15 protein-coding genes are annotated in these 18,138 nt (G+C 62.9%); 8 read left to right on the forward strand and 7 right to left on the reverse strand.

Annotated elements, in window-relative coordinates:
* Positions 1-164 precede the first annotated feature (164 nt).
* The 4 genes from CIT26_RS25445 (at position 165) to CIT26_RS25460 (ending at position 5,182) form a co-directional block, all read left to right on the forward strand.
* The gene (locus CIT26_RS25445) at positions 165-488 is read left to right on the forward strand and encodes a hypothetical protein (RefSeq protein ID WP_095495118.1); all 324 of its coding nucleotides are present in this window, start codon (positions 165-167) and stop codon (positions 486-488) included.
* A gap of 372 nt (positions 489-860) precedes the next feature.
* The gene (locus CIT26_RS25450; protein WP_095495119.1) at positions 861-3,002 is read left to right on the forward strand and encodes a di-heme oxidoredictase family protein; all 2,142 of its coding nucleotides are present in this window, start codon (positions 861-863) and stop codon (positions 3,000-3,002) included.
* The gene (locus CIT26_RS25455) at positions 2,999-4,429 is read left to right on the forward strand and encodes a putative sulfate exporter family transporter (protein WP_095495120.1); all 1,431 of its coding nucleotides are present in this window, start codon (positions 2,999-3,001) and stop codon (positions 4,427-4,429) included. Before CIT26_RS25450 ends, CIT26_RS25455 begins: the two co-directional genes overlap by 4 nt.
* 45 nt (positions 4,430-4,474) lie before the next feature.
* Positions 4,475-5,182, forward strand: coding sequence for a phosphoadenylyl-sulfate reductase (locus CIT26_RS25460; RefSeq protein WP_095495121.1), 708 nt, complete (start codon positions 4,475-4,477; stop codon positions 5,180-5,182).
* A 118-nt stretch (positions 5,183-5,300) separates the two neighbouring features.
* On the opposite strand, the gene CIT26_RS25465 is transcribed toward CIT26_RS25460, so the two are convergent.
* A complete protein-coding gene (locus tag CIT26_RS25465) occupies positions 5,301-5,543 on the reverse strand; it encodes a hypothetical protein (RefSeq protein WP_143747911.1) in 243 nt (80 codons plus the stop codon).
* An 849-nt stretch (positions 5,544-6,392) separates the two neighbouring features.
* Between CIT26_RS25465 and CIT26_RS25470 the strand changes: the two genes are divergently transcribed.
* The gene (locus tag CIT26_RS25470; protein WP_095495123.1) at positions 6,393-9,635 is read left to right on the forward strand and encodes an AfsR/SARP family transcriptional regulator; all 3,243 of its coding nucleotides are present in this window, start codon (positions 6,393-6,395) and stop codon (positions 9,633-9,635) included.
* A gap of 60 nt (positions 9,636-9,695) precedes the next feature.
* On the opposite strand, the gene CIT26_RS25475 is transcribed toward CIT26_RS25470, so the two are convergent.
* The 3 genes from CIT26_RS25475 to CIT26_RS25485 all read right to left on the reverse strand — a co-directional run bounded on the left by CIT26_RS25475 (position 9,696) and on the right by CIT26_RS25485 (position 12,626).
* Positions 9,696-10,331: a LysE/ArgO family amino acid transporter gene (locus CIT26_RS25475; protein ID WP_095495124.1), complete on the reverse strand. Its 636-nt coding sequence runs from the start codon at positions 10,329-10,331 to the stop codon at positions 9,696-9,698.
* A 353-nt stretch (positions 10,332-10,684) separates the two neighbouring features.
* Entirely contained in the window at positions 10,685-11,704 is a 1,020-nt protein-coding gene (locus CIT26_RS25480; RefSeq protein ID WP_095495125.1) for an isopenicillin N synthase family dioxygenase, read from the reverse strand.
* Between the two features lie 211 nt (positions 11,705-11,915).
* Positions 11,916-12,626 (reverse strand): SDR family NAD(P)-dependent oxidoreductase, encoded by a 711-nt coding sequence (locus CIT26_RS25485; protein WP_095495126.1) that lies wholly within the window; start codon positions 12,624-12,626, stop codon positions 11,916-11,918.
* A 416-nt stretch (positions 12,627-13,042) separates the two neighbouring features.
* Between CIT26_RS25485 and CIT26_RS25490 the strand changes: the two genes are divergently transcribed.
* Genes CIT26_RS25490 through CIT26_RS25500 form a run of 3 tightly spaced genes read left to right on the forward strand, consistent with a single transcriptional unit; the run spans position 13,043 to position 14,584 of the window.
* Positions 13,043-13,957 (forward strand): SRPBCC family protein, encoded by a 915-nt coding sequence (locus tag CIT26_RS25490; RefSeq protein WP_095495127.1) that lies wholly within the window; start codon positions 13,043-13,045, stop codon positions 13,955-13,957.
* The gene (locus tag CIT26_RS25495) at positions 13,957-14,187 is read left to right on the forward strand and encodes an AbrB/MazE/SpoVT family DNA-binding domain-containing protein (RefSeq protein ID WP_095495128.1); all 231 of its coding nucleotides are present in this window, start codon (positions 13,957-13,959) and stop codon (positions 14,185-14,187) included. Before CIT26_RS25490 ends, CIT26_RS25495 begins: the two co-directional genes overlap by 1 nt.
* The gene (locus CIT26_RS25500) at positions 14,177-14,584 is read left to right on the forward strand and encodes a PIN domain-containing protein (RefSeq protein WP_095495129.1); all 408 of its coding nucleotides are present in this window, start codon (positions 14,177-14,179) and stop codon (positions 14,582-14,584) included. The genes CIT26_RS25495 and CIT26_RS25500 overlap by 11 nt, the downstream gene beginning before the upstream one ends.
* 43 nt (positions 14,585-14,627) lie before the next feature.
* Here CIT26_RS25500 and CIT26_RS25505 read toward each other — a convergent pair whose 3' ends face one another.
* The 3 genes from CIT26_RS25505 to CIT26_RS25515 form a co-directional block, all read right to left on the reverse strand.
* The gene (locus CIT26_RS25505) at positions 14,628-15,209 is read right to left on the reverse strand and encodes a DUF1349 domain-containing protein (RefSeq protein WP_095495130.1); all 582 of its coding nucleotides are present in this window, start codon (positions 15,207-15,209) and stop codon (positions 14,628-14,630) included.
* A 100-nt stretch (positions 15,210-15,309) separates the two neighbouring features.
* Positions 15,310-16,827, reverse strand: coding sequence for a S10 family peptidase (locus CIT26_RS25510; RefSeq protein ID WP_095495131.1), 1,518 nt, complete (start codon positions 16,825-16,827; stop codon positions 15,310-15,312).
* 102 nt (positions 16,828-16,929) lie between these two features.
* Positions 16,930-18,027 carry a lactonase family protein gene (locus CIT26_RS25515; protein WP_095495132.1) on the reverse strand — a complete coding sequence of 366 codons (1,098 nt, stop codon included), beginning with the start codon at positions 18,025-18,027 and terminating at the stop codon, positions 16,930-16,932.
* Positions 18,028-18,138: the final 111 nt, after the last annotated feature.

Below are 18,138 nucleotides of genomic sequence, written 5' to 3' on the forward strand. Positions count from 1 at the left end.
CGGTCACAAGATCGAGCGGCTGTATCAGAAGGCGGTTGGCGAACGCCGCGGTCCGCCATTAATCGGCAACGCTTGGAGCACTCGCAAAAGTCCCCTATTGTCATACCGTGGGGTCTTTTCGAAGTTGAGCATTGGGCCCTCGGCACCGAGAAGGTCAAGCAGACATGAAGCTCGTCCTCATCGCTCTCGCTGTCGCCCATAACTGGTATTCCGGCCACCATGATCCGGTCACCGGCTACGAATGCTGCGACAACAAGGACTGCCGGGTCATCAGTCCGCGCTATGTCGAGCCGCTGCCGGGCGGCAACTTCAACATCCGCACCGGGTCCAAGACAAGATACTTCATCCCCAAGAACCGGGTTTTGGAGAGCGAAGACAGCCAATATCACATCTGCACGTCCGCCCCGCATATGACGATCCGCTGCTTCTTCGCCCCGCACACTGAGGCAAAAGCCATGGGCAGCGTTGCGGGCTCACTTGAGAGGTAGGCTGAGCCTCCGGCCGGACACGGCGCGCATCCGCGAGCTGAATGATTTTTTTAGGTCAGCCATCGACTAATTGTTTGTATCGACCGATTTGAACGACCGGCCGTTCGCACCGGCAACGTCAGCGCGACCTCAAATCATAGCAGCGATGCTCGGCTCGCAATTGGTACCGGCGAGCCAGTCACGCCGAATGCCGTAAGCCATCCGTAAGCGCGCGTGTGCGAAAGTTGCACCGTGAGTGGCAGGCGTCACCAAGCGCTTGCAACCGCCGGAGATCTCGCGATGCGAACAGTGGCTCCAACAGATTTCGTCGGGACTCATCAGATCCGGCGATGGTCCGTGCTGTCGGGTTTTTCTTCTCGCCGGACCATCGCAATGGCGGCGATATTTCTCAGCCTGCTGCCGGGTTCGGGTGTCGCTGGGGAGCAGACTCCCGATTGGCGCCTGAGCGCTCGCATCGTCGCGGTCGGGCTGCCCGACGTGGCCGGCGTGCGCGAGGTGGGCCGCTTTCATGTCGGCGGGCCGATACCTGGAAATCCGGAATTCCTTATGGCGACGCGCGAAGGGCGGGTGCTCGATCCGCTCAGGGTTCTCGTCGCCGTGGGCAGCAATTTCGGCGTACCGCCAGGCGATCCAGCATTTGAGGTCGGGGCGATCCTGTCCATCGATCCGCGCGCCGGCAAGTCTGATGGCGCCATTGTCGTTCCGCAGGACCTCACCGGCAACGACGGAGATGGGAGGGTTCAACTCTACACGGCACAGAGTGAACGGTTCCTCAACCAGCGGTACAATGCCGGGGCTCGAACCGCGCGCCTCGCAGCCGCGACCGGACCACGATATATTTCGATCAACAACGCGTTCGGAAGGCCCTGGATCGCTAACGCCCCGAACGGGGTGGCTGGCGAGGGCAGCGTCACGGTCGTCGACCCCGACGGTGCGCCGCTCGCCAACGCGCCAAGCCGCGAGGCCGGCGGCGTGTTCGCCGGCCAGCATACCGATCGCGAGCAGACGCCGAAAGCACAGCCCAGCGGCTGGCTTGGCAAGCTGCTGAACTATCAGGCAAGCGGCCAGCTGACATCGGGCGGCATGCAGACGGGCGCGCTCGGAACGGCGTTTCTCGGTCCGTCGCCGGACGGCAGCGGCTTTGCCGTGTTCGCCGCGGTCACCGCCGATGGCGGCGTGGTTCAAATCCATGTCCAGGACGGCGTCGACGGCTTGGCCGGGCCCGGCACGGTAAGCACCGGCCTGGGCACGGTAAGCACCAGCCTGGGCACGGTAAGCACCGGCCTGGGCACGGTAAGCACCGGCCTGGGCACGGTAAGCACCGGCCTGGGCACGGTAAGCTCCGGCCACGGCATCGGCGACGATCCCGGCGTCATCGGCATCGCCTTCAAGTGGAACCCGGACCGCGCTCTCTACATCGCCGATCCAGGCCGTGACCGGCTGGTGCTGCTTGAACTGGAGGACGACCGACGGCATTTCACGGTGGCCAGGACCCGCCCGATCTCGCTGCCGGAATTCGACCGTCCGGTCGACATCGCCGCTGCCATTCCCGAAATCGCCAATCCGCAGTTCTCGAGCCATACGACACTGGCCGGCGGGTCCGATCTGTTCGTCGCCAATCGCGGCGACGGTTCGCTGCTGCGCTTGAGCCAGGACGGCCGGCTTCTCGCCCGGGCGACGATCGAGGTTCCAGGGCTCGGCCCTTTGGGAGCCGATCGCCTTCGCGCGATCGCGACGTCGGCGGACGCACAGCATATCTGGATAACGATTGGCGGCGAGGTTCCGGGATTTCCGGGCCACGAAGGGGCGCTCGTCGAGGTTGGGGCCTTCGATGAGCACGGCGCGGCGGCAGCGACGCAGGAGACACAGGGCGCTGCCGCCGACGCCAATCTTGCGGCGCGCGGAAAAAAGTCGTTCCTGACCGATTTCACGCCGCGCATGGGCCTCGGCCCACTGTTCAATGCGGCGTCCTGCGTGGCCTGCCATCCCGGTCCCGGCGGCGCGAGCATTGATGAAAGCCACTTTGCGCGCAGGATAGCCCACATGGATCCGGTGTCTGGGCGCACGGTTCCGATCGATCATCCCAACAGCCCGGTCGCCAGACGCCATGCCCTGCGCGCTGGCATGGGGATCGTGCCGGCGGCGATGCCGCGCCAGGCCAACGTGATTTCGCTGCGCATGCCGCTCGCTCTCTACGGGATCGCTGGGATCGACGAGATACCCGACAGCGTCATCGAAGCGCAGGCGGTCAGCAAGGGCGACGGCATCAAAGGCCGCGCGCATCATGTCGTCGACTCCCAAGGCGCATCGCGGGTCGGCCGATACGGCTGGAAGGCTGATATCGCTACCCTCAAAGACATGGTGGCGAACGCTTTCGCAAACGAACTCGGCGTCACCAGCGCGACTGTCAGCCGCGAGGCGGACGCGCAGCCAATCGAAGGCGATACCGCACAGATCGACGCGGTCGCTTCCTATCTGCGAACGCTCCGCCTGCCCGATGGGGCAAAGCCATGAGCCTCGCCCTGACGCTCTCCCATGCGCCGGAAAAAATGCGCCCGGTCTTGCCCGGCGTCATCGTTGCTGCGGCACTCGCCCTTGCGGCCGGCTGGATCGCCGGCGGATTGGGCGAGCCGCTGTCGCGCAACCCGGTCCTCGTCGCCATGCTCTTCGGACTGCTGATCGGCAGCAGCTTCGCCTGTCCAGATGCCTTGCGCCCGGGGCTCGACTTCACCAAACGCTATCTGTTGCGGCTCGCCGTGGTGCTGGTCGGCTTCCGCATCACGGCGCGGCTGTTCCTGGATCTGGGGTTCATGCCGCTCGCGGTGGCGGCCATCGAGCTGATCCTGGTGCTGACGCTGCTCTACGCCATCGCGCGCAAGCTGTTCAGGCTCGACGCTGAGATCGCGCTGCTTGTCGCCGTCGGCAGCGCCGTCTGCGGCGCCGCGGCGATCCTCTCGATGGCCGCGCTCGTGCGTGCACGCGACCAGAGCGCCGGCATCGCCATCGCCTTGATCACGCTGAGCGGCACGGTGGCGTTGCTCGCCTATCCGGTCATGTTCCTGGGCGGATGGCTGCCGCATCTCGACGACCGCCTGTATGGTGTGTTCGTCGGGGCGAGCATTTTCGAACTGGCGCAAGTCTACGGCGCCTCCTTCGCCATTTCCGATGACGCGCTGAACACCGCCACGCTGGTCAAGCTCAGCAAAGTGCTGATGCTCGTCCCGCTGCTGCTCGCCGCCAGCCTGGTCTTTCGCAGCCGCAACAAGGCGCAAGAGGCCGCGCCGATACCGTTCCCGTGGTTCATCGTCGCGTTCATCGGCGTGGTGATGCTCAATTCGGAGATCACCCTCAATCCGCAACTGCGCCGCGTCATCCTCGATGTCGACCAGTTCCTGTTCCTGATGGTGATGATCGCGCTTGGCATCACCACCCGGGTCGGCCGGCTCGGAGAGGCCGGCGGCGCCTGGCGCCTGGTCGGCGTGGGTTTCGTCGGGGTGGCTCTGTCGGCGGCCCTGGCCTATGGCGCATTGATCCCGTTCTCGGCGACCTTCCGGGCCGCATCACCTTCATCGAGCCAAAGCGCGATGCTCGGCAGCCATGGCGGACGGCTTTTCGCCTCGGTCGGTTGCGCCAAATGCCATGTGCCGGCGCTGGAGGGTGTCAACGGCGAAATCCAGCTCTACTCCGACCTCTTGCTGCACGATATGGGGCCGGCGCTCGACGACAAAATCGTCCAGGGCGATGCCGTCGGCGCCGAATGGCGGACCACGCCGCTCGTCGGCATCCGCCTGCGCCAACGCTACCTGCACGACGGCCGCGCGACCACGCTGCGCGATGCCGTCTTCGCCCATGGCGGCACGGCACAGATCGTGCGCGACCGCTTCTTCGACCTGGACGAGACCGACCGCCAGGCGCTCCTCGATTTCGTGGCGAAGCTATGATGCGGCCTCGTCACGCCACCACCGTTTTTGATCGGCCGAACCGCCATGTATGAAGCCCTCATCGCAGAGCTGAACCATCTCGACGGACCCGACCTGCTGGCGCCGCTCGTCAGCGACGTGTTTTGCGGAAACATAGCGCTCGTGTCCTCGTTCGGCGCGGAATCCGCGGTGCTGCTGCATATGGCGGCCTCGATCGACCGTTCGCTCCCCATCATCACGCTCGACACCGGAAAGCTGTTCGCGGAGACGATCGCCTATCGCGCGCAGCTGACAGCTTTGCTCGGTCTCACCGATCTGCGCGTCATCACGCCTCAGGCGAATGTCTTGCAGGTGCTCGACGGCGCTGGATCGCTGCACCGCCGCGATCCGGACCGATGCTGCCACATCCGCAAGGTTCTGCCACTCGAAAATGCCCTGACTGGTTTCAAGGCCTGGATTTCCGGTCGCAAGCGATATCATGGCGGCCTTCGCGCGGACGTTCCGACGCTCGAGGAAACTGGCGGACGCCTGAAAATCGATCCGCTTGCCCGCTTCACCGGTCAACAGATCGAAGCCTATCTCGATTACCATGATCTTCCCCGGCATCCGCTCCTCGAAAAAGGCTACCTCTCGATCGGCTGCGCGCCCTGCACGGTCGCGTGCGGCAGCGCGGACAATCCGCGCGCGGGCCGCTGGAGCGGACTGTCGAAGATGGAGTGCGGGATTCACCGGTCGCCCATTCTCTCTCGCAATTCGGCCCCGCCTGCTTCCTGATTTCCGGTTGCGCAGAGATCGTCCGCACCCCGGGCAATCGGCCATTGCCGCTTCATCTGCGAAGCCACTACGAATTGTCGCATGATTGAAACTAGGCAAGCTCGCGAAAACCAGGAGATCAGCAGCCGGGAAACCAGATGACCGTACCGATGTGCGCGGATGCCACCGCGCGCAGGATGAACTCGTGAGTTTGGAAAGGACTGCCAGGCAGTCCATGAGCTCGCCAGGACGCTCTCGACCGATGGGCCAGTGATGGTCCGCCGCTCAGTGCGGTCTCGTCGTGCGAGACGATGCAGGCCCGCGCCGACAGGACCTCGGTCGCGAACGGCCCGGCAGTTAGCCACAGCACGATGACGTTCACGAGTTCATCCGTGGCATCGCTCCTCACCAAGGTCGGGAGAACATCGGGTTCGCCTCCAGATCGGGATCTGCACCGATTGAACCGGGTCGTCGTCAGCGGCTCGTGAACAGCACGTGATCGGCGGTCGACGCGCGGCAGACGGCTCCGAGGCTTGCAGGCGGGAGGAATCACGCTGCCCTCACGCAAGGCGCAGAAAAAGGTGGCCTCGACCCTTGGGGCAACGGAGGATGAGCGAGCCGACATCAAGCCCTGGGCGCCGAACGCCGTACATCGAGTGCTTCCTCAAAGTCCACGAGGTTTCCTATGACTAGGATCGAAATGGCAACTGTCCAGGATACGAACGGTGCGACTGCGGTCTCTTATCGGACCTGGAGCCTTTTCGCGGCATCGCAGCTTTCCACTATCGCTTACGCCCTCGCAGCGGTACCGGACTGGCAGATGGTGCCCGTGTTCGCGATCAACGCTGTTTGCTGCATTTCCATCATCCTGCTCACGTTTCATAAGCGTCATGAGCATCGGAGCCAACGCAAACCGCACGGCGATACGGTCGATCCGGAACCCGTTCAGCCCGAGGTCCTCAACCGATTTTCGCTTTCCCATGGCTTGGCGGACGTCGACAATTTACACGATGCCGACAGGCCCCAGTTTCAAGGGGAGCTTTCGGTGATGTTCCGCGAGCCTCCAGAGACGGTCCGATGTGTCTGCGTATCGCGCGCGTTGTCAGTGCCGCCTCATCTGCGAAGCCACTACGAATTGTCGCTTGATTACGCTACCCTAAGGTCAATCTGGGCGGCGGAACGGTCATCGCGGCACGACCGACGCTCGATGATTGGTCGAGCGGGAGCCCTCATGACCCCCCTAGACGCCGTTGAAGCCGATGCGAGGCGCCCGCTGTCGGGCACAGGCCGGATCGCCAAGCTGGCGGCGCCGCGCAGCGCTAGGATATTGAGGCGGAACCGCGTTCTCGAAGCGATCGATCGGAAGTCGCGGTCAACCATATGCTGGGTGGCTGCGCCGGCCGGCTACGGCAAGACGACGGCGGTAATCGATTATCTCGAAAGCACAGTGGCACCGCATGTGTGGTTCCGCATCGACGAAGGCGACCAGGATATTGCGCGCTTCTTTCAATATCTGGCGCAGTCAATCGCCGCACCCGCGGTTGGAAACATGCCGGTCTTCGGCGTCGAATATGCCGAGCAGCCGAGGGAGTTCGCCAGGCGCTTCTTCAGAGCCTATTTCGCGCGGCTGAAGCCGGGCACCATCCTGGTCCTCGATGATCTGCACGATGCCGACACGCCCGAATTCCGGGCGGTGCTTTCCGTGATGTTCCGTGAGCTTCCTGACACGGTCCGCTGCATCTGCGTCTCGCGCACGTTTCCCCATGAGGAACTAGGCGACCTCGTTCTCAAGGGCCAAATGGCCGTTATCGACCGACGGGCGCTCGAATTCTCGACATCGGAAGCACGCGATTTCGTCAAACTGCGTTCGAAGAACGGCGTCGTTTCAGTCGATGTCGAACCGGCGCGCGGCTGGGCGATCGGGCTGGTTCTCCTCGCTGATCACGGCTCGGCGATCGGACCCGACGACACGAACGGGACAGCACCTGGCGGGCAGAACGCGCTGTCGGACATCCTCGGCCGTCATTTCTTCCTTTCCCTTCCCGCTGCCGATCAGGACATGCTGCTGAAACTCAATCTGCTGCCCGAAATCAGCGCCGAACTGGCGGACGTGATGATCGGGTCGGGCGAAGCAGGAAAGCTGCTCGACAGGCTCTACAGGCGGCAGTTGCTGGTCACGCGCTTGGAAAACAGCCGCGACACCTTTTACCTGCACGACCTCTTGCGGGACTTTCTTGACCGGCGCTTCGCACAGCACGTGGTCATGGAAGAGCAGCGATCGCTTAGGCGAAAGGCGGCGAAGGTCCTCGCGGACGCCGGTCGTTATGACGAAGCCATACCGCTTGCCCTGCAGGCAGAGGACTGGGACCAAGCGAGTGAGCTCATGCTGAGCCGCGCGGAGGCCGTGCTGGCGCAGGGACATCGGACAACCTTCATCGAATGGGTCGGCCGGTTGCCAGAAGCTTTCATGAACGGCTGGCATTTCTATTGGCTGGGCGTGGCCCACATGCCGGACGACGCAGCGGCAGAGCACTGGCTGTCGAAGGCATGGCATGCCTTTGGCGAGGCCGACGATCGGCGCGGGCTTTGTCTTACGGTGTCGCGCGCGGTGCTGGTCAAGACGGACAGTTGGCGGACCTACGAGGGTCTTTCGGCCTGGACCCGGCGGGCGTTCGAAATCATCGAGCGCGGCCTGCCGGAGCTGCCTTCCGAGGAAGCGATGCTGGTGCGCATCGGCATGGTGCGGGCGCTGAACTTCGGCGACGACTACTATGGCAACAGCCCGGCCGGACAAGCGCTGGAAACCGAACTCCTGGAGCGGTTGACCCGGAACCCCGAGCACGATCCGAGTGGATTGCGGCTGCTTGCCAGCGTATCCCTGATCGAGCATTCGGTGTCGATCATGCGCGCCGATCTGTTCACCAAGGCCGTCGACAGCGTCGTCGAAGATTTGAGCGACAAGAACGTGCTGCCTTGGGTCCTTGGCATGTGGCTGGTCGAGTTTGGCGCCAAGAGCGGCCGTTATTTCCCCTACAAGAGACGGGGTTTTCCCTATCCTTCAGCCGAAGCGGCGTTGCGGGAGGCGATCGCCATCGGCGAGCGCGAGTCGCTGAAGGGCGTGGAGTTCGGTGGCCTCTATCATCTTCAGATGCAGATGAAATTCCGCAATGATTTCGCCGAGCTCCACCAAGTGATCGAGCGCCTAGCCGAGATCGCCGACAGCCGTTTCAGCACGCAGGTCGCCATCGTCGCCAATTGCTGCGCTACGCTTCATGCCAGGCAAAGCGATTTCGCGGCTGCCTATCAGGACTGCGAGCGCTTCATGGCCGCGAGCGAGGCCGCCAACGAGCCGATGGTCGAGCGCTGGGCGCACAATATCACGAAATTCCAGGTGTTTCTCGCCGACAGGAAGCCTCGCGAAGCCGCCACCTTGCTTGGCGATTTGCTGCCGCGGCTGGACGGCGGCGCCCGCAAACGTACCGAGATATGCATTCTGGCAGCGGCCGCGCTGGAGAGTCTGTGGGACGGGGATCCGCACTATGGCGACCGGCTGAAGCTCTTCATGGAGGCGCTGCGCGACATCAGTTGGCCAATGGTGCTCCTCAACGTCCCGGAGTTGCTCGCCGAACTGCTTGGCGATGCGCTTGAGCGCGGCATCGAGCCCAAGCTTTGCCGGTCGCTGATCGGCGAACGCCGGCTGGACGTGCCGCAGCGGCGGCCCGCGGCCTGGCCATGGCCGCTCAAGGTCCACGTTCTCGGAGGCTTTCGGCTCGAATTCGATGGAAACCCTCTTAATCTCGGCGCCAAGCCACCGACGAAGGCTCTCGACATCCTACGGGTGCTGGCGATCTCGAAAGACAACACCTGCTCGCTGGAGACCCTTCAGGACTGGCTGTGGCCCGACCTCGACGGCGATCAGGCACGGGCGGCATGCGAGCAAGCGCTGCATCGGCTGCGCAAGCTGCTCGGGCGGATCGACCTCATCGTCCAGCGCGAAGGCAAGCTTCGGCTCGCATCGGACAAGGTCTGGGTCGACCTCGCCGACTGGGATGCACGGCTCAAGGCCATCACGACAACCAATGGCGGGGCGTCGGGACTGCGCCTGGAAGCGGAAGCGCTCTTCCTTGCATTCCCCGGTCCGCTGTTTCTGCACGAGCGAGCCAGCTTCTGGTCGCTCGCCGCCGCTGAAAAAGTGCGTCGCGATCTGATCGATCTCGCCTTGCGGATTGGCCAGCGGCTGGAGGCGACCAACGCCGATGAAGCGCGCTCGATCTATCTGAGGACGTTGGACCTCTATCCGGATGCCGGACCCGTTTGCAAGGCGCTGATCAAGGAGCGGCTGTCGCGCCGTGATTTCGAAGGTGCGGTCGACGATTATTGGCGCTACGAACGGGCGCTGCGTGCTGCCGGAGAAGCGGCGCCTGTGGAAATACGCGCCTTGGTCGACCCCTATCTTGTGCGGCACACGCCCTGAAGTCGATATGCCGCGCTGTCTCACGAAATCCTGGGCTATCGTCGGTCCGGCGGCCATCACTCAAGCTCCGTGCAGGATGTTTGCAGCCAGGAGAAGGGCTGCCAGGATCAGAACGAGACCGGCGATCGCGTCCATCCGCTTGCGGCAGATCGGGCGGTCGAAGCGGCGCGACAGGCTCACCCCGGCCAGGCTCCAGCCATAGAACTTGATTGCGGAAGCCGTGAGGAACCCGGCTGCGAACCCCGCCTGTTCCTCGCTGCCGTAGCTGAACGAGAGAACGCCGACGAGAAACATCGCCTCGAGCCAAACCAGAGGATTGAGCCAGGTGACGGCGAGCATCGACCCGATCGCCCGAGATCTGGACTTGCCGCCTGTTGTGGCAGCCGCCGTACTGCGTTTCCGGCTGATGTTGAGCAAGGTGCGCGCGCCCCACCAGGCGAGGAATACGGCGCATACCGCCTGCAGGACACCGGAGATTGCGGGATGGTGCGTCAGCAGCGTTCCAAGCCCGCCGATTCCCATGGTCACCAAAGCGATTTCCGAGACGTAACCGGTGGAAGCGACCGCAAAGGGGTGGCTGCGCGTCAGTCCCGCCTGGATCAGCATGAGGTTCTGGGGGCCGAGGGAAAAGATAAGCCCGAGGCCGAACACGAAGCCGGACGCCGCTGCCGGCGACAACAGGGCGTCGGCTGTCATGTCACGCCACCTGGCTTTTTCGCTCCCGCACCCTTCTGCATCTGCCGCCTCCCACGCGACGCAGTGTGGAAGGCAGGCGCATATGGATCGCTTACGGCAAAGCCGGCAGTCCCAGTTCACGGTTCGACGACCACAGCTGATTTGCCGAAATCGCACGAAAAAAATGGCCGGGCTCGAATACGGCCCGGCCAAAAGAAGGTTACAACCTTCAGAGGGGAACGCCGTTCAACGGAATGGGAGGAAACCGTCGAACGGTCTTACCTGTTTGAGCTTGTTTGGGCGTGTTGGCGACGAACAAAATTCCAAAAGCCGGCGGGACAACGAAAATTCCCGTTCTATTTGCTCAGACGTCTTCAGACAGGTGACGCCCTCGTCTCAAGGAGATCGGCATAGTGCCGGCGCGCCACGTCAGAATGCGAGCGCAAGCGACTTTTCAGCACGTTGGTTCCGACGTCACGAACCAGCGGATTGTCCGGATCGCTCGCCGGTCCGTGCGCCTCGGCAGCCAGTTCTTCAGGCAGGGTGAGCAACGGGATCGTCGCATCTAGCTGGGCGCTGAAGAAGAACGGAACGGAAATCCGCTCGACACCGGCCGGCGGCGTGACGACACGGTGGACCGTCGCCCTGAGATAACCGTTCGATGCCAGTTCGAGGAGCTCGCCGATGTTGACCACCAGCGTTCCGGGGATGGGATCCACATTCACCCAGCTTCCGTCGTATTCGACCTGCAGCCCCCTGTTGTTGTCCTGAAGCAGGAGCGTCAGGAAACCGCCGTCCTTATGTGCGCCGACGCCCTGGTCGCCGCCGGTTGCGTTGCGTCCGGGATAGCGCACGATCTTCATGCGATGGTTGGGCTCACCGCTATAGATCGGATCGAAAGCGTCCTCGGCCTGGTCGAGCGACAGCGCGAAAGCCTTCAGCAGGCGGATCGCCACCGCCGTCGCCTTGGTCTGCCATGCCAGCAGCGCCGGCTTGAGTTCCGGCAGGGCCGAAGGCCACTGGTTCGGCCCTTGCAGCCGCGTCCAGGCAGGAATGCCCGGCCCCTGTGGAATGGGTCGACGCTCGACGCCGATGTCGAGCTGTTCGCGCCAATCGGCCTTGCCCTTGGTCAGTTCGCCACCGGTGCGCGTGTAGCCGCGGAATTGCGGGGACTTGACCATTTCGATGGCCAGCTTGTCGGTTTCCGGCAAGGCAAAGAACCGCCGCGAGGCGTCGAGCACCTCGTCGATCTCCACAGCCGAAATTCCGTGGCCGCTGAGATAGAAGAAGCCGACATCGCGGGCCGCAGTGCGCAGGTCGAACAGAAAGGTCCGACGCTCCGACGCGCCGTGTTCGAGACGGCTGAGATCGAGCACGGGTACAATCCTGGCCATGGTCAACCTCCTCCTGCCTCAGGCTTGGATCAGGCCCTTACGGTGACACGCAGGTCGTTGCGATCAAAGCAATGGTCGATCCAATCTCGATGCCAATGGAGAAAGTCAGCGCTGCGTTTGGCGGCCAGCAGGCAAATAACGTCCGAACGGGTGTTCCATGGCACGAAGGCATCATGGCAAACACATGCACGAATTGCAGTCCGGCCGAGACTCAGAAATTTTCGACCCACGGCCTGAGTTCGAGTTCCCAAGTCCAGGCGCTGCGATGCTGCCGGTGGATTGCGAGATAGGTTTCGGCGATCGCGTCGGGAGATAGCCGGCGATCCTGCCGGTCGGGTTCGCCGGCCTGTCCAGGCCTATTCTGTCCGGGCTCGTTCGGCGCGATCACACCGTCGATGATGAAATGCGCGACATGGATGTTTTTCGGGGCAAGTTCGCGGGCCATGGATTGCGCCAGCCCGCGCAGGCCGAACTTTGGCATGGCAAAGCCGGCCGAACCCGGAAACCCTTTGATGCTGGCGGTGGCGCCGGTGAACAGGATCGAGCCGGAGCCGCGGGAAAGCAACCGGCGCGCGGCCTGCTGGCCGACCAGGAACCCGCCATAGGCGCCGACCAGCAATGCCTGTCTGACCGCTTCGGGTTCGAGGTCGGCGATCGGTCCGCGGGCGCGGCCGCTGGCGTTGAAAACCACAAGCGACAGAGGACCGGCGTTGTCGGCGACATCGAACAGGTTTTCGACCGACGCGACATCGGCAACGTCCGTTTCGACCGCCAACGCTCCGGTCTCGTCGACCAGCGTGGTCAGCTTGCCGACGTTGCGGGCAGCCAGGACCACGCGAAATCCCTCCTTGGCGAGAAGACGTGCAAGCGAGGCGCTCAGCCCCGGTCCTGCTCCAGCGATAATTGCCACATCTGATGTCATGGAGCTTCTCCCTTACGGATTCTGGTGTGGTACGGATTCTAGTGCGGCGGATTGGCGATTCAGGTCCTGCCACTCGTATTTCTGAGGCAGATCGGAAGTCGGATTTCGAGCCGACATGGATATGTTCGCCGAGACGAAGGCCGGTCGACCGATCGAGGCTCCCGGCCGTGACGATTGTCATGGCATTCGAAGGTTTTCTGTTGTCTCAGGTCGCTCTCCATCTGCCCTCCTCTTTAGTGAATGCGGCTTGATTGCGGGCGTGCAGATTGCTCGACAAGTCAAACGAGGCGCCATAGCCGGGTATTGACAAAATATTTTGTCAATACGAAAAAGAGAATGCTTGAGCTTGGGCGGGCGGCCGTATCGGCCAGTAGTGGCGTCGTACCTGGCAACGCCGAACCCTGAAAGGAGTTCCCATGCCAGTCAAGAAAGACGAAACCGGAAAGCGCTGGGTCGAGATGGAGTTCATTACGCCCGGTACACCCGAGCAGGTGTGGCGGGCGATGGCGACGGGTCCCGGCAATACCGCCTGGTTCACAAAGACCAAGATAGACGAGCATGTCGGCGGCAGGCTTCATTTCGACTTCGGTCCCAATGGAGCCTCCACCGGCGAAGTGACGATCTGGGAGCCGCCCTACCGTTTCGGCTATGTCGAACGCGAGTGGAGCGAAGGGGCGCCGCCCGTCGCAACGGAGATCACCGTGACCAGCCGGTCGGGTGATCGGTGCGTTGTTCGCATGGTCCATTCGCTGTTTGCCTCGACCGACGATTGGGACGATCAGTTGGAAGGATTCGAGAGCGGCTGGCCCGGCTTTTTCGAGGTGCTACGCGTTTACCTTTCGAACTTCGCCGGCGAAAAGGCCGCCAGCTTCAGCGTCATGGCCAGCACGCAGGCCGACCAGTTCTCGACTTGGAGGCGACCTACCGAGACGATCGGCCTGGCCGGCGCAAGCGTCGGTGAGGAGCGGAATGGCCCGCAGCAGCCGGAGAGACTATCCGGCATAGTCGAACGCGTGCGGCAGGACGACAAGCAGCGCTTCATCGTGCTGCGCCTGAATTTGCCTGCTCCCGGCATCGCCCTGATCGGAACCTATGGTACCGAGGGCGGCGCGAATGCCAGCATGGCCCTGTATCTTTATGGCGACGACGCCGAGCAGCGCGCCGCGGAGGGCGAGACTAAGTGGCGGAACTGGTTTGGCGAAACCTTCAAGCGTCCGCGCTGGCGGATGCTTCCGGATCAGCCGGCCAGAAGGTCGGCATCGAGCGGTCTCTTGATATTGGTTTCCTATGGATATACATATCACTCGACGTATATCCATAGGAGAGTGTGATGCAGGTCGCCAAATGGGGCAACAGCCTCGCTGTCCGTCTTCCTGCCGTCGTGGTCGAGGCCCTCGAACTCAAAGAAGGCGATGAGATTGAAATCCATGTCGCCGAAGCCCGACGACTCGGCGTCGCGCGCAAACCTGCGCGCGAGGAATTGCTGAAGCGGCTTCGCGCCTTCCGCGGTCGCCTTCCCGCCGATTTCAAGTTCGATCGGGATGAGGCGAATGCCCGGTAGCTTCTTCGACACCAATGTCCTTGTCTATATCGCGTCGGGCGATTCCGTAAAAGCCGACCAGGCGGAGATGGCCATCGCCGCTGGCGGCGCGATCAGCGTGCAGGTTCTCAACGAGCTCTCCAATGTCGCCCGCCGCAAGATGCGGCTGTCGTGGATGGAGACCCACACGTTTCTGGCCACGCTACGCGGCCTCCTGACCGTCCATCCCATCACCATCGAGACGCACGAGACCGCGCTGGCGCTGGCCGAGCGTTATAGCTTTTCCATTTACGATGCCATGATCGCCGCCGCAGCTCTTCACGCTGACTGCGACACACTGTGGTCAGAAGATATGCAACATGGGATGGCGCTCGACGAAGGGCTGCGTATCGCCAATCCGTTTCGGCCAAATGCCTGATCCTTCGCGGATTTCCTCCCTGGCTGTATAGGCACACGACGCATCAGACATGGAGTTCCCTCGAGATCGCCGGGCCGACCGAAAAATCACTGAATGTGACTTCGAAACCTTCACGTTGCGGCGAACAGCACATCATGCCGATATCGACTGTTTTCGAGGGCGGGAAGTAGGCGAGCCGCACCGGCTTCCAGTGATGGTCGGAGGCATCAAGATACTGAACACGGACGGTCTCGGCATGGCGGGTCAACCGGATCCTGACGCCGTCTGGACCAGCCGGGATTCTGACCAACGACCAGTCGGAAGCATCATTGGTGACGACGACGGAAAAATATGCCAGCCCGTCGGTGAACTCGATGCCGGCCTTGACCCAGTGCGTCTCGCTCAGCCGGACCATCAAACCGGCCTGATCATAGAGCACCTTGTAGGCCCCCTTGACGGTGACCTCGGCGCTGAAGTCGCCCTCGACCTGCCGGTAGAGGAAGTGGCCATTGTCGCGCCAGAAGCCATAAAACGTCTCGCGCCAGAAATCGGTCTCCTTGCCGGTCCGCACATGCACGGAGCAGTCGCCGAAAGCATGATGCGGAGGCGGGTTGAGCCAGGTCAGTTCTGCATTCTGAGATGTCATCGACTTGCTCGTCTCTCCAGTTCGTGTTGCCTTGTCCGTCGCTCATGCGAAGAGGCGGCTACGATCTCATCCAGATCATTTGTACCCGGCTTCAACCGTTTCATTTCGGCGCTTGGTAAAGCTCGGTCGCGGCCTCTCTCAGCGCGCGCCGGCTGTCTGGCCTGAAATACATCATGTGGCCGCCTTCCAGCAGGTCGACGCGGATGGGCTTTGCGCCAGGAAGCGAAGGAACCTGGCCGACCAGGTAGCGTGACACCAGATAGGGTGTCACCAGGTCGGTGTAGCCGTTGACGATCAAAACGCCGAGGCCGGGATTTAGCGCGCGCGCCTGCTGAAGGTCATCCATCACGCCGACATAGCCCTGACGCGTCGGGCTCGTCCCGTAATCCCAATTGCCGCTGACTTCGCGGTTGAGAAGCCGGTAGCTTAGATCGGTGCGGAATTTCAATTCCTCCCTGATATAGCTGACAAAGGCGGAAGTGAGCGCCGGCACGCTTCGGTCGAGCACCGGATCAGGGCCGCGAGGCCTTGGACTTTCCGGGGCAACGTCTGCCGTTTCGATCGTGCCGTCATAGGCGCTGAGAACATTGCCCCTTGCCCGAGCAAACTCCTTGGCGAAGAGGGCGGTGGGAATGCGTGCAAAGTTTCGTTTGACGAGTTCTAGCGGCAGGCCGGTGATTTCCGCAACGCGCGGGCTCGCCAGGCGCCCACCTTGTTCGAGCCCGCTGGCAAGCGCGACGAGGTAATCGCCAAGCGCATAGCGTTCGACATCGGCCAACCGCTCCTGCAGCTCGGAACCGGTGACGCCTTCGCTGCGCAGGCGCACCGCCGCCAGCGACGGCAGCTCAAGCGCCCAGTGTAGCGGCTGGAACTCGTCGGGTCGCACGAGTGTGAATTCGAGCGCCGGCGAGATGAGCACGATGCCGCGAGGACTGATGCCGATATCATCCTGAAGCGTCTTGGCAAGCAGTGCCGCCCGAAACCCACCATAGCTTTCGCCGGCAAGAAACACCGGCGACGCCGTGCGGCCCGCCTGTGCCAGGTAGAGCCGGATAAAGGCGCCCATCGCGGCGGCATCCTGGTTGACGCCCCAGAAGCTGCGTGCCTCGGTTCCGGGTGCTTCGCGGCTGTAGCCCGTTCCGACGGGGTCGACAAAGACCAGGTCGGTCACGTCGAGCCAGGTGTTCGGGTTGTCCAAAAGCCGCTGCGGCGATGGGAGAAAACTTCCATTAGCCGCCGTCGCCATCACGCGTGGACCGAGCGCGCCGAGATGCAGATAGGCGGAAGCCGCTCCGGGACCACCGTTGAATACGAAAGTGATCGGGCGCTGGGGATCTGGTTCCCGGCTTGGCTCGGGACGTAGCGTGTAGGCGACATGAAAGATTTCCGCGGTGACGTCGCCCTTGCCCGATAGCAACGACAGCGTGCCGGCCTTTGCCTGATAGTTGAGCGTGCGTCCCGCGATCACGATCGAATGATCAGAGACCTGGGGCGGCGGAAGCAGCGACAGAACGCCGCCCGAAGGCGACGGCCGCTCGGCCACTTCCGCATGGCCGGCTGGAAGGCCGCCAACCAGCAGCAGCATAGCAAGGGTGATTTCTAGCAGCTTGGTACGCATGACGACTCCGCAGCGGAACAACTGGAAGCTACCACGCTGATGGCTCAGCCGAAATCACAGGACCGTGCACGCCCTCGCTGCTGGAAGGAGACAGCGTGACTTTCAACGCACGATCTTCACGCACATCGGCGTGCCGACATCGATGTATCGCCCGGTGTCGGCCAGCCGGCCCGTGGCCGCGTCGCGCGCGAAAATCGAGATGCGGTCGGCGTTCTGGTTGGCCGAGAAGAGATGGCCGCCCGAGGGCGTCAGTGCCAGATTGCGCGGCGTGGCGCCCCCGCACGGCGCATAGTCGACGAGCGCGAGCGTGCCTGTCTGCTGGTCGACGGAAAACACCGCAACGCTGTCATGGCCGCGGTTGGAACCGTAGAGGAAGCGGCCATCGGGCGAGATCTGGATATCGGCGCAATGATTGCCGTCGCGCGCCTGCTCCGGGACCGCCGGCTTCGTGTCGATGACCGAGAGCCTTCCTGACGGATCGTCGAGCGCAAGCGACGCCACCGTTGAATCCAGTTCGTTCATCACGAATACGAAGCGCCCGCCTGGGTGCAGCGCCACGTGATGTGGGCCGGCGCCGGGCGCAAGCACCGACTCCGCCAGTCTGGTCAAGCTGCCGTCACGCCCGATGCGGTACGAGACAAGCCGATCGATGCCGAGATCGGCGACGATCGCCACGCCGCCGGCGATCGTCTCGGTTACGCTGTGAGCATGGGAGCGTTCCTGGCGAGTTGTGTCGGGACCAGTCCCTGTATGGGCGACGCTCGACAACGGCGCGGTCAGGCCGCCATCCTCGCTCAGCCCATAGACGACGACCGAGCGATCGGGACCGCCTTCGCCGATGCCGTAATTGGCGACCAGCAGCTTCGTTCCGTCGCGAGTGATTGTGTTGTGCGCGGTGATGCTGCCAAGCGTCGGCTGCTTGTTGATGTAGGAGAGCGCGGCGGTTTGCCTGTCGAAGCGGTAGGCCGAGACCACGCCTTCTCGCCAGGTGAGCACCTCGGAATTGGCATAGACGTGGGAGCCGTCCGGCGTCACCGACAGAAAGGTCGGATTGTCGATGTCACCCGTCTCAGTCAGTTTCCTCGTCTCCAGCGTCTCTTCGTCGAAGCTGTAGACGCCGAGCCCGACGCCGCGCGCGCCCTGAAAATAAGGCGCCTCGCGGTTGAGACTGCCGACAAAGACCAGACAGGCATTCCGCATAAAACCTCCCTTGTTCCGCCGGCATTGGCCGCCGCGGATTCGCACGAAATTTCGCCTGTTCACGCTTGCAAGGCAATCCCATATGTGAAAAGTCTATTCACAAAAGAAGAT

The sequence above is a fragment of the Mesorhizobium temperatum genome (genome assembly GCF_002284575.1).
Classification (GTDB): Bacteria; Pseudomonadota; Alphaproteobacteria; order Rhizobiales; family Rhizobiaceae; genus Mesorhizobium; species Mesorhizobium temperatum.

What these genes read in the sequence shown, in the direction of transcription:
- CIT26_RS25515 (WP_095495132.1), bottom strand. Translation starts at nt 18,027, where the DNA reads ATGCGGAATGCCTGTCTGGTCTTTGTCGGCAGTCTCAACCGCGAGGCG.
- CIT26_RS25445 (WP_095495118.1), top strand. Translation starts at nt 165, where the DNA reads ATGAAGCTCGTCCTCATCGCTCTCGCTGTCGCCCATAACTGGTATTCC.
- CIT26_RS25475 (WP_095495124.1), bottom strand. Translation starts at nt 10,331, where the DNA reads ATGACAGCCGACGCCCTGTTGTCGCCGGCAGCGGCGTCCGGCTTCGTG.
- CIT26_RS25460 (WP_095495121.1), top strand. Translation starts at nt 4,475, where the DNA reads ATGTATGAAGCCCTCATCGCAGAGCTGAACCATCTCGACGGACCCGAC.
- CIT26_RS25455 (WP_095495120.1), top strand. Translation starts at nt 2,999, where the DNA reads ATGAGCCTCGCCCTGACGCTCTCCCATGCGCCGGAAAAAATGCGCCCG.
- CIT26_RS25505 (WP_095495130.1), bottom strand. Translation starts at nt 15,209, where the DNA reads ATGACATCTCAGAATGCAGAACTGACCTGGCTCAACCCGCCTCCGCAT.
- CIT26_RS25510 (WP_095495131.1), bottom strand. Translation starts at nt 16,827, where the DNA reads ATGCGTACCAAGCTGCTAGAAATCACCCTTGCTATGCTGCTGCTGGTT.
- CIT26_RS25500 (WP_095495129.1), top strand. Translation starts at nt 14,177, where the DNA reads ATGCCCGGTAGCTTCTTCGACACCAATGTCCTTGTCTATATCGCGTCG.
- CIT26_RS25490 (WP_095495127.1), top strand. Translation starts at nt 13,043, where the DNA reads ATGCCAGTCAAGAAAGACGAAACCGGAAAGCGCTGGGTCGAGATGGAG.
- CIT26_RS25480 (WP_095495125.1), bottom strand. Translation starts at nt 11,704, where the DNA reads ATGGCCAGGATTGTACCCGTGCTCGATCTCAGCCGTCTCGAACACGGC.
- CIT26_RS25450 (WP_095495119.1), top strand. Translation starts at nt 861, where the DNA reads ATGGCGGCGATATTTCTCAGCCTGCTGCCGGGTTCGGGTGTCGCTGGG.
- CIT26_RS25470 (WP_095495123.1), top strand. Translation starts at nt 6,393, where the DNA reads ATGACCCCCCTAGACGCCGTTGAAGCCGATGCGAGGCGCCCGCTGTCG.
- CIT26_RS25495 (WP_095495128.1), top strand. Translation starts at nt 13,957, where the DNA reads ATGCAGGTCGCCAAATGGGGCAACAGCCTCGCTGTCCGTCTTCCTGCC.
- CIT26_RS25485 (WP_095495126.1), bottom strand. Translation starts at nt 12,626, where the DNA reads ATGACATCAGATGTGGCAATTATCGCTGGAGCAGGACCGGGGCTGAGC.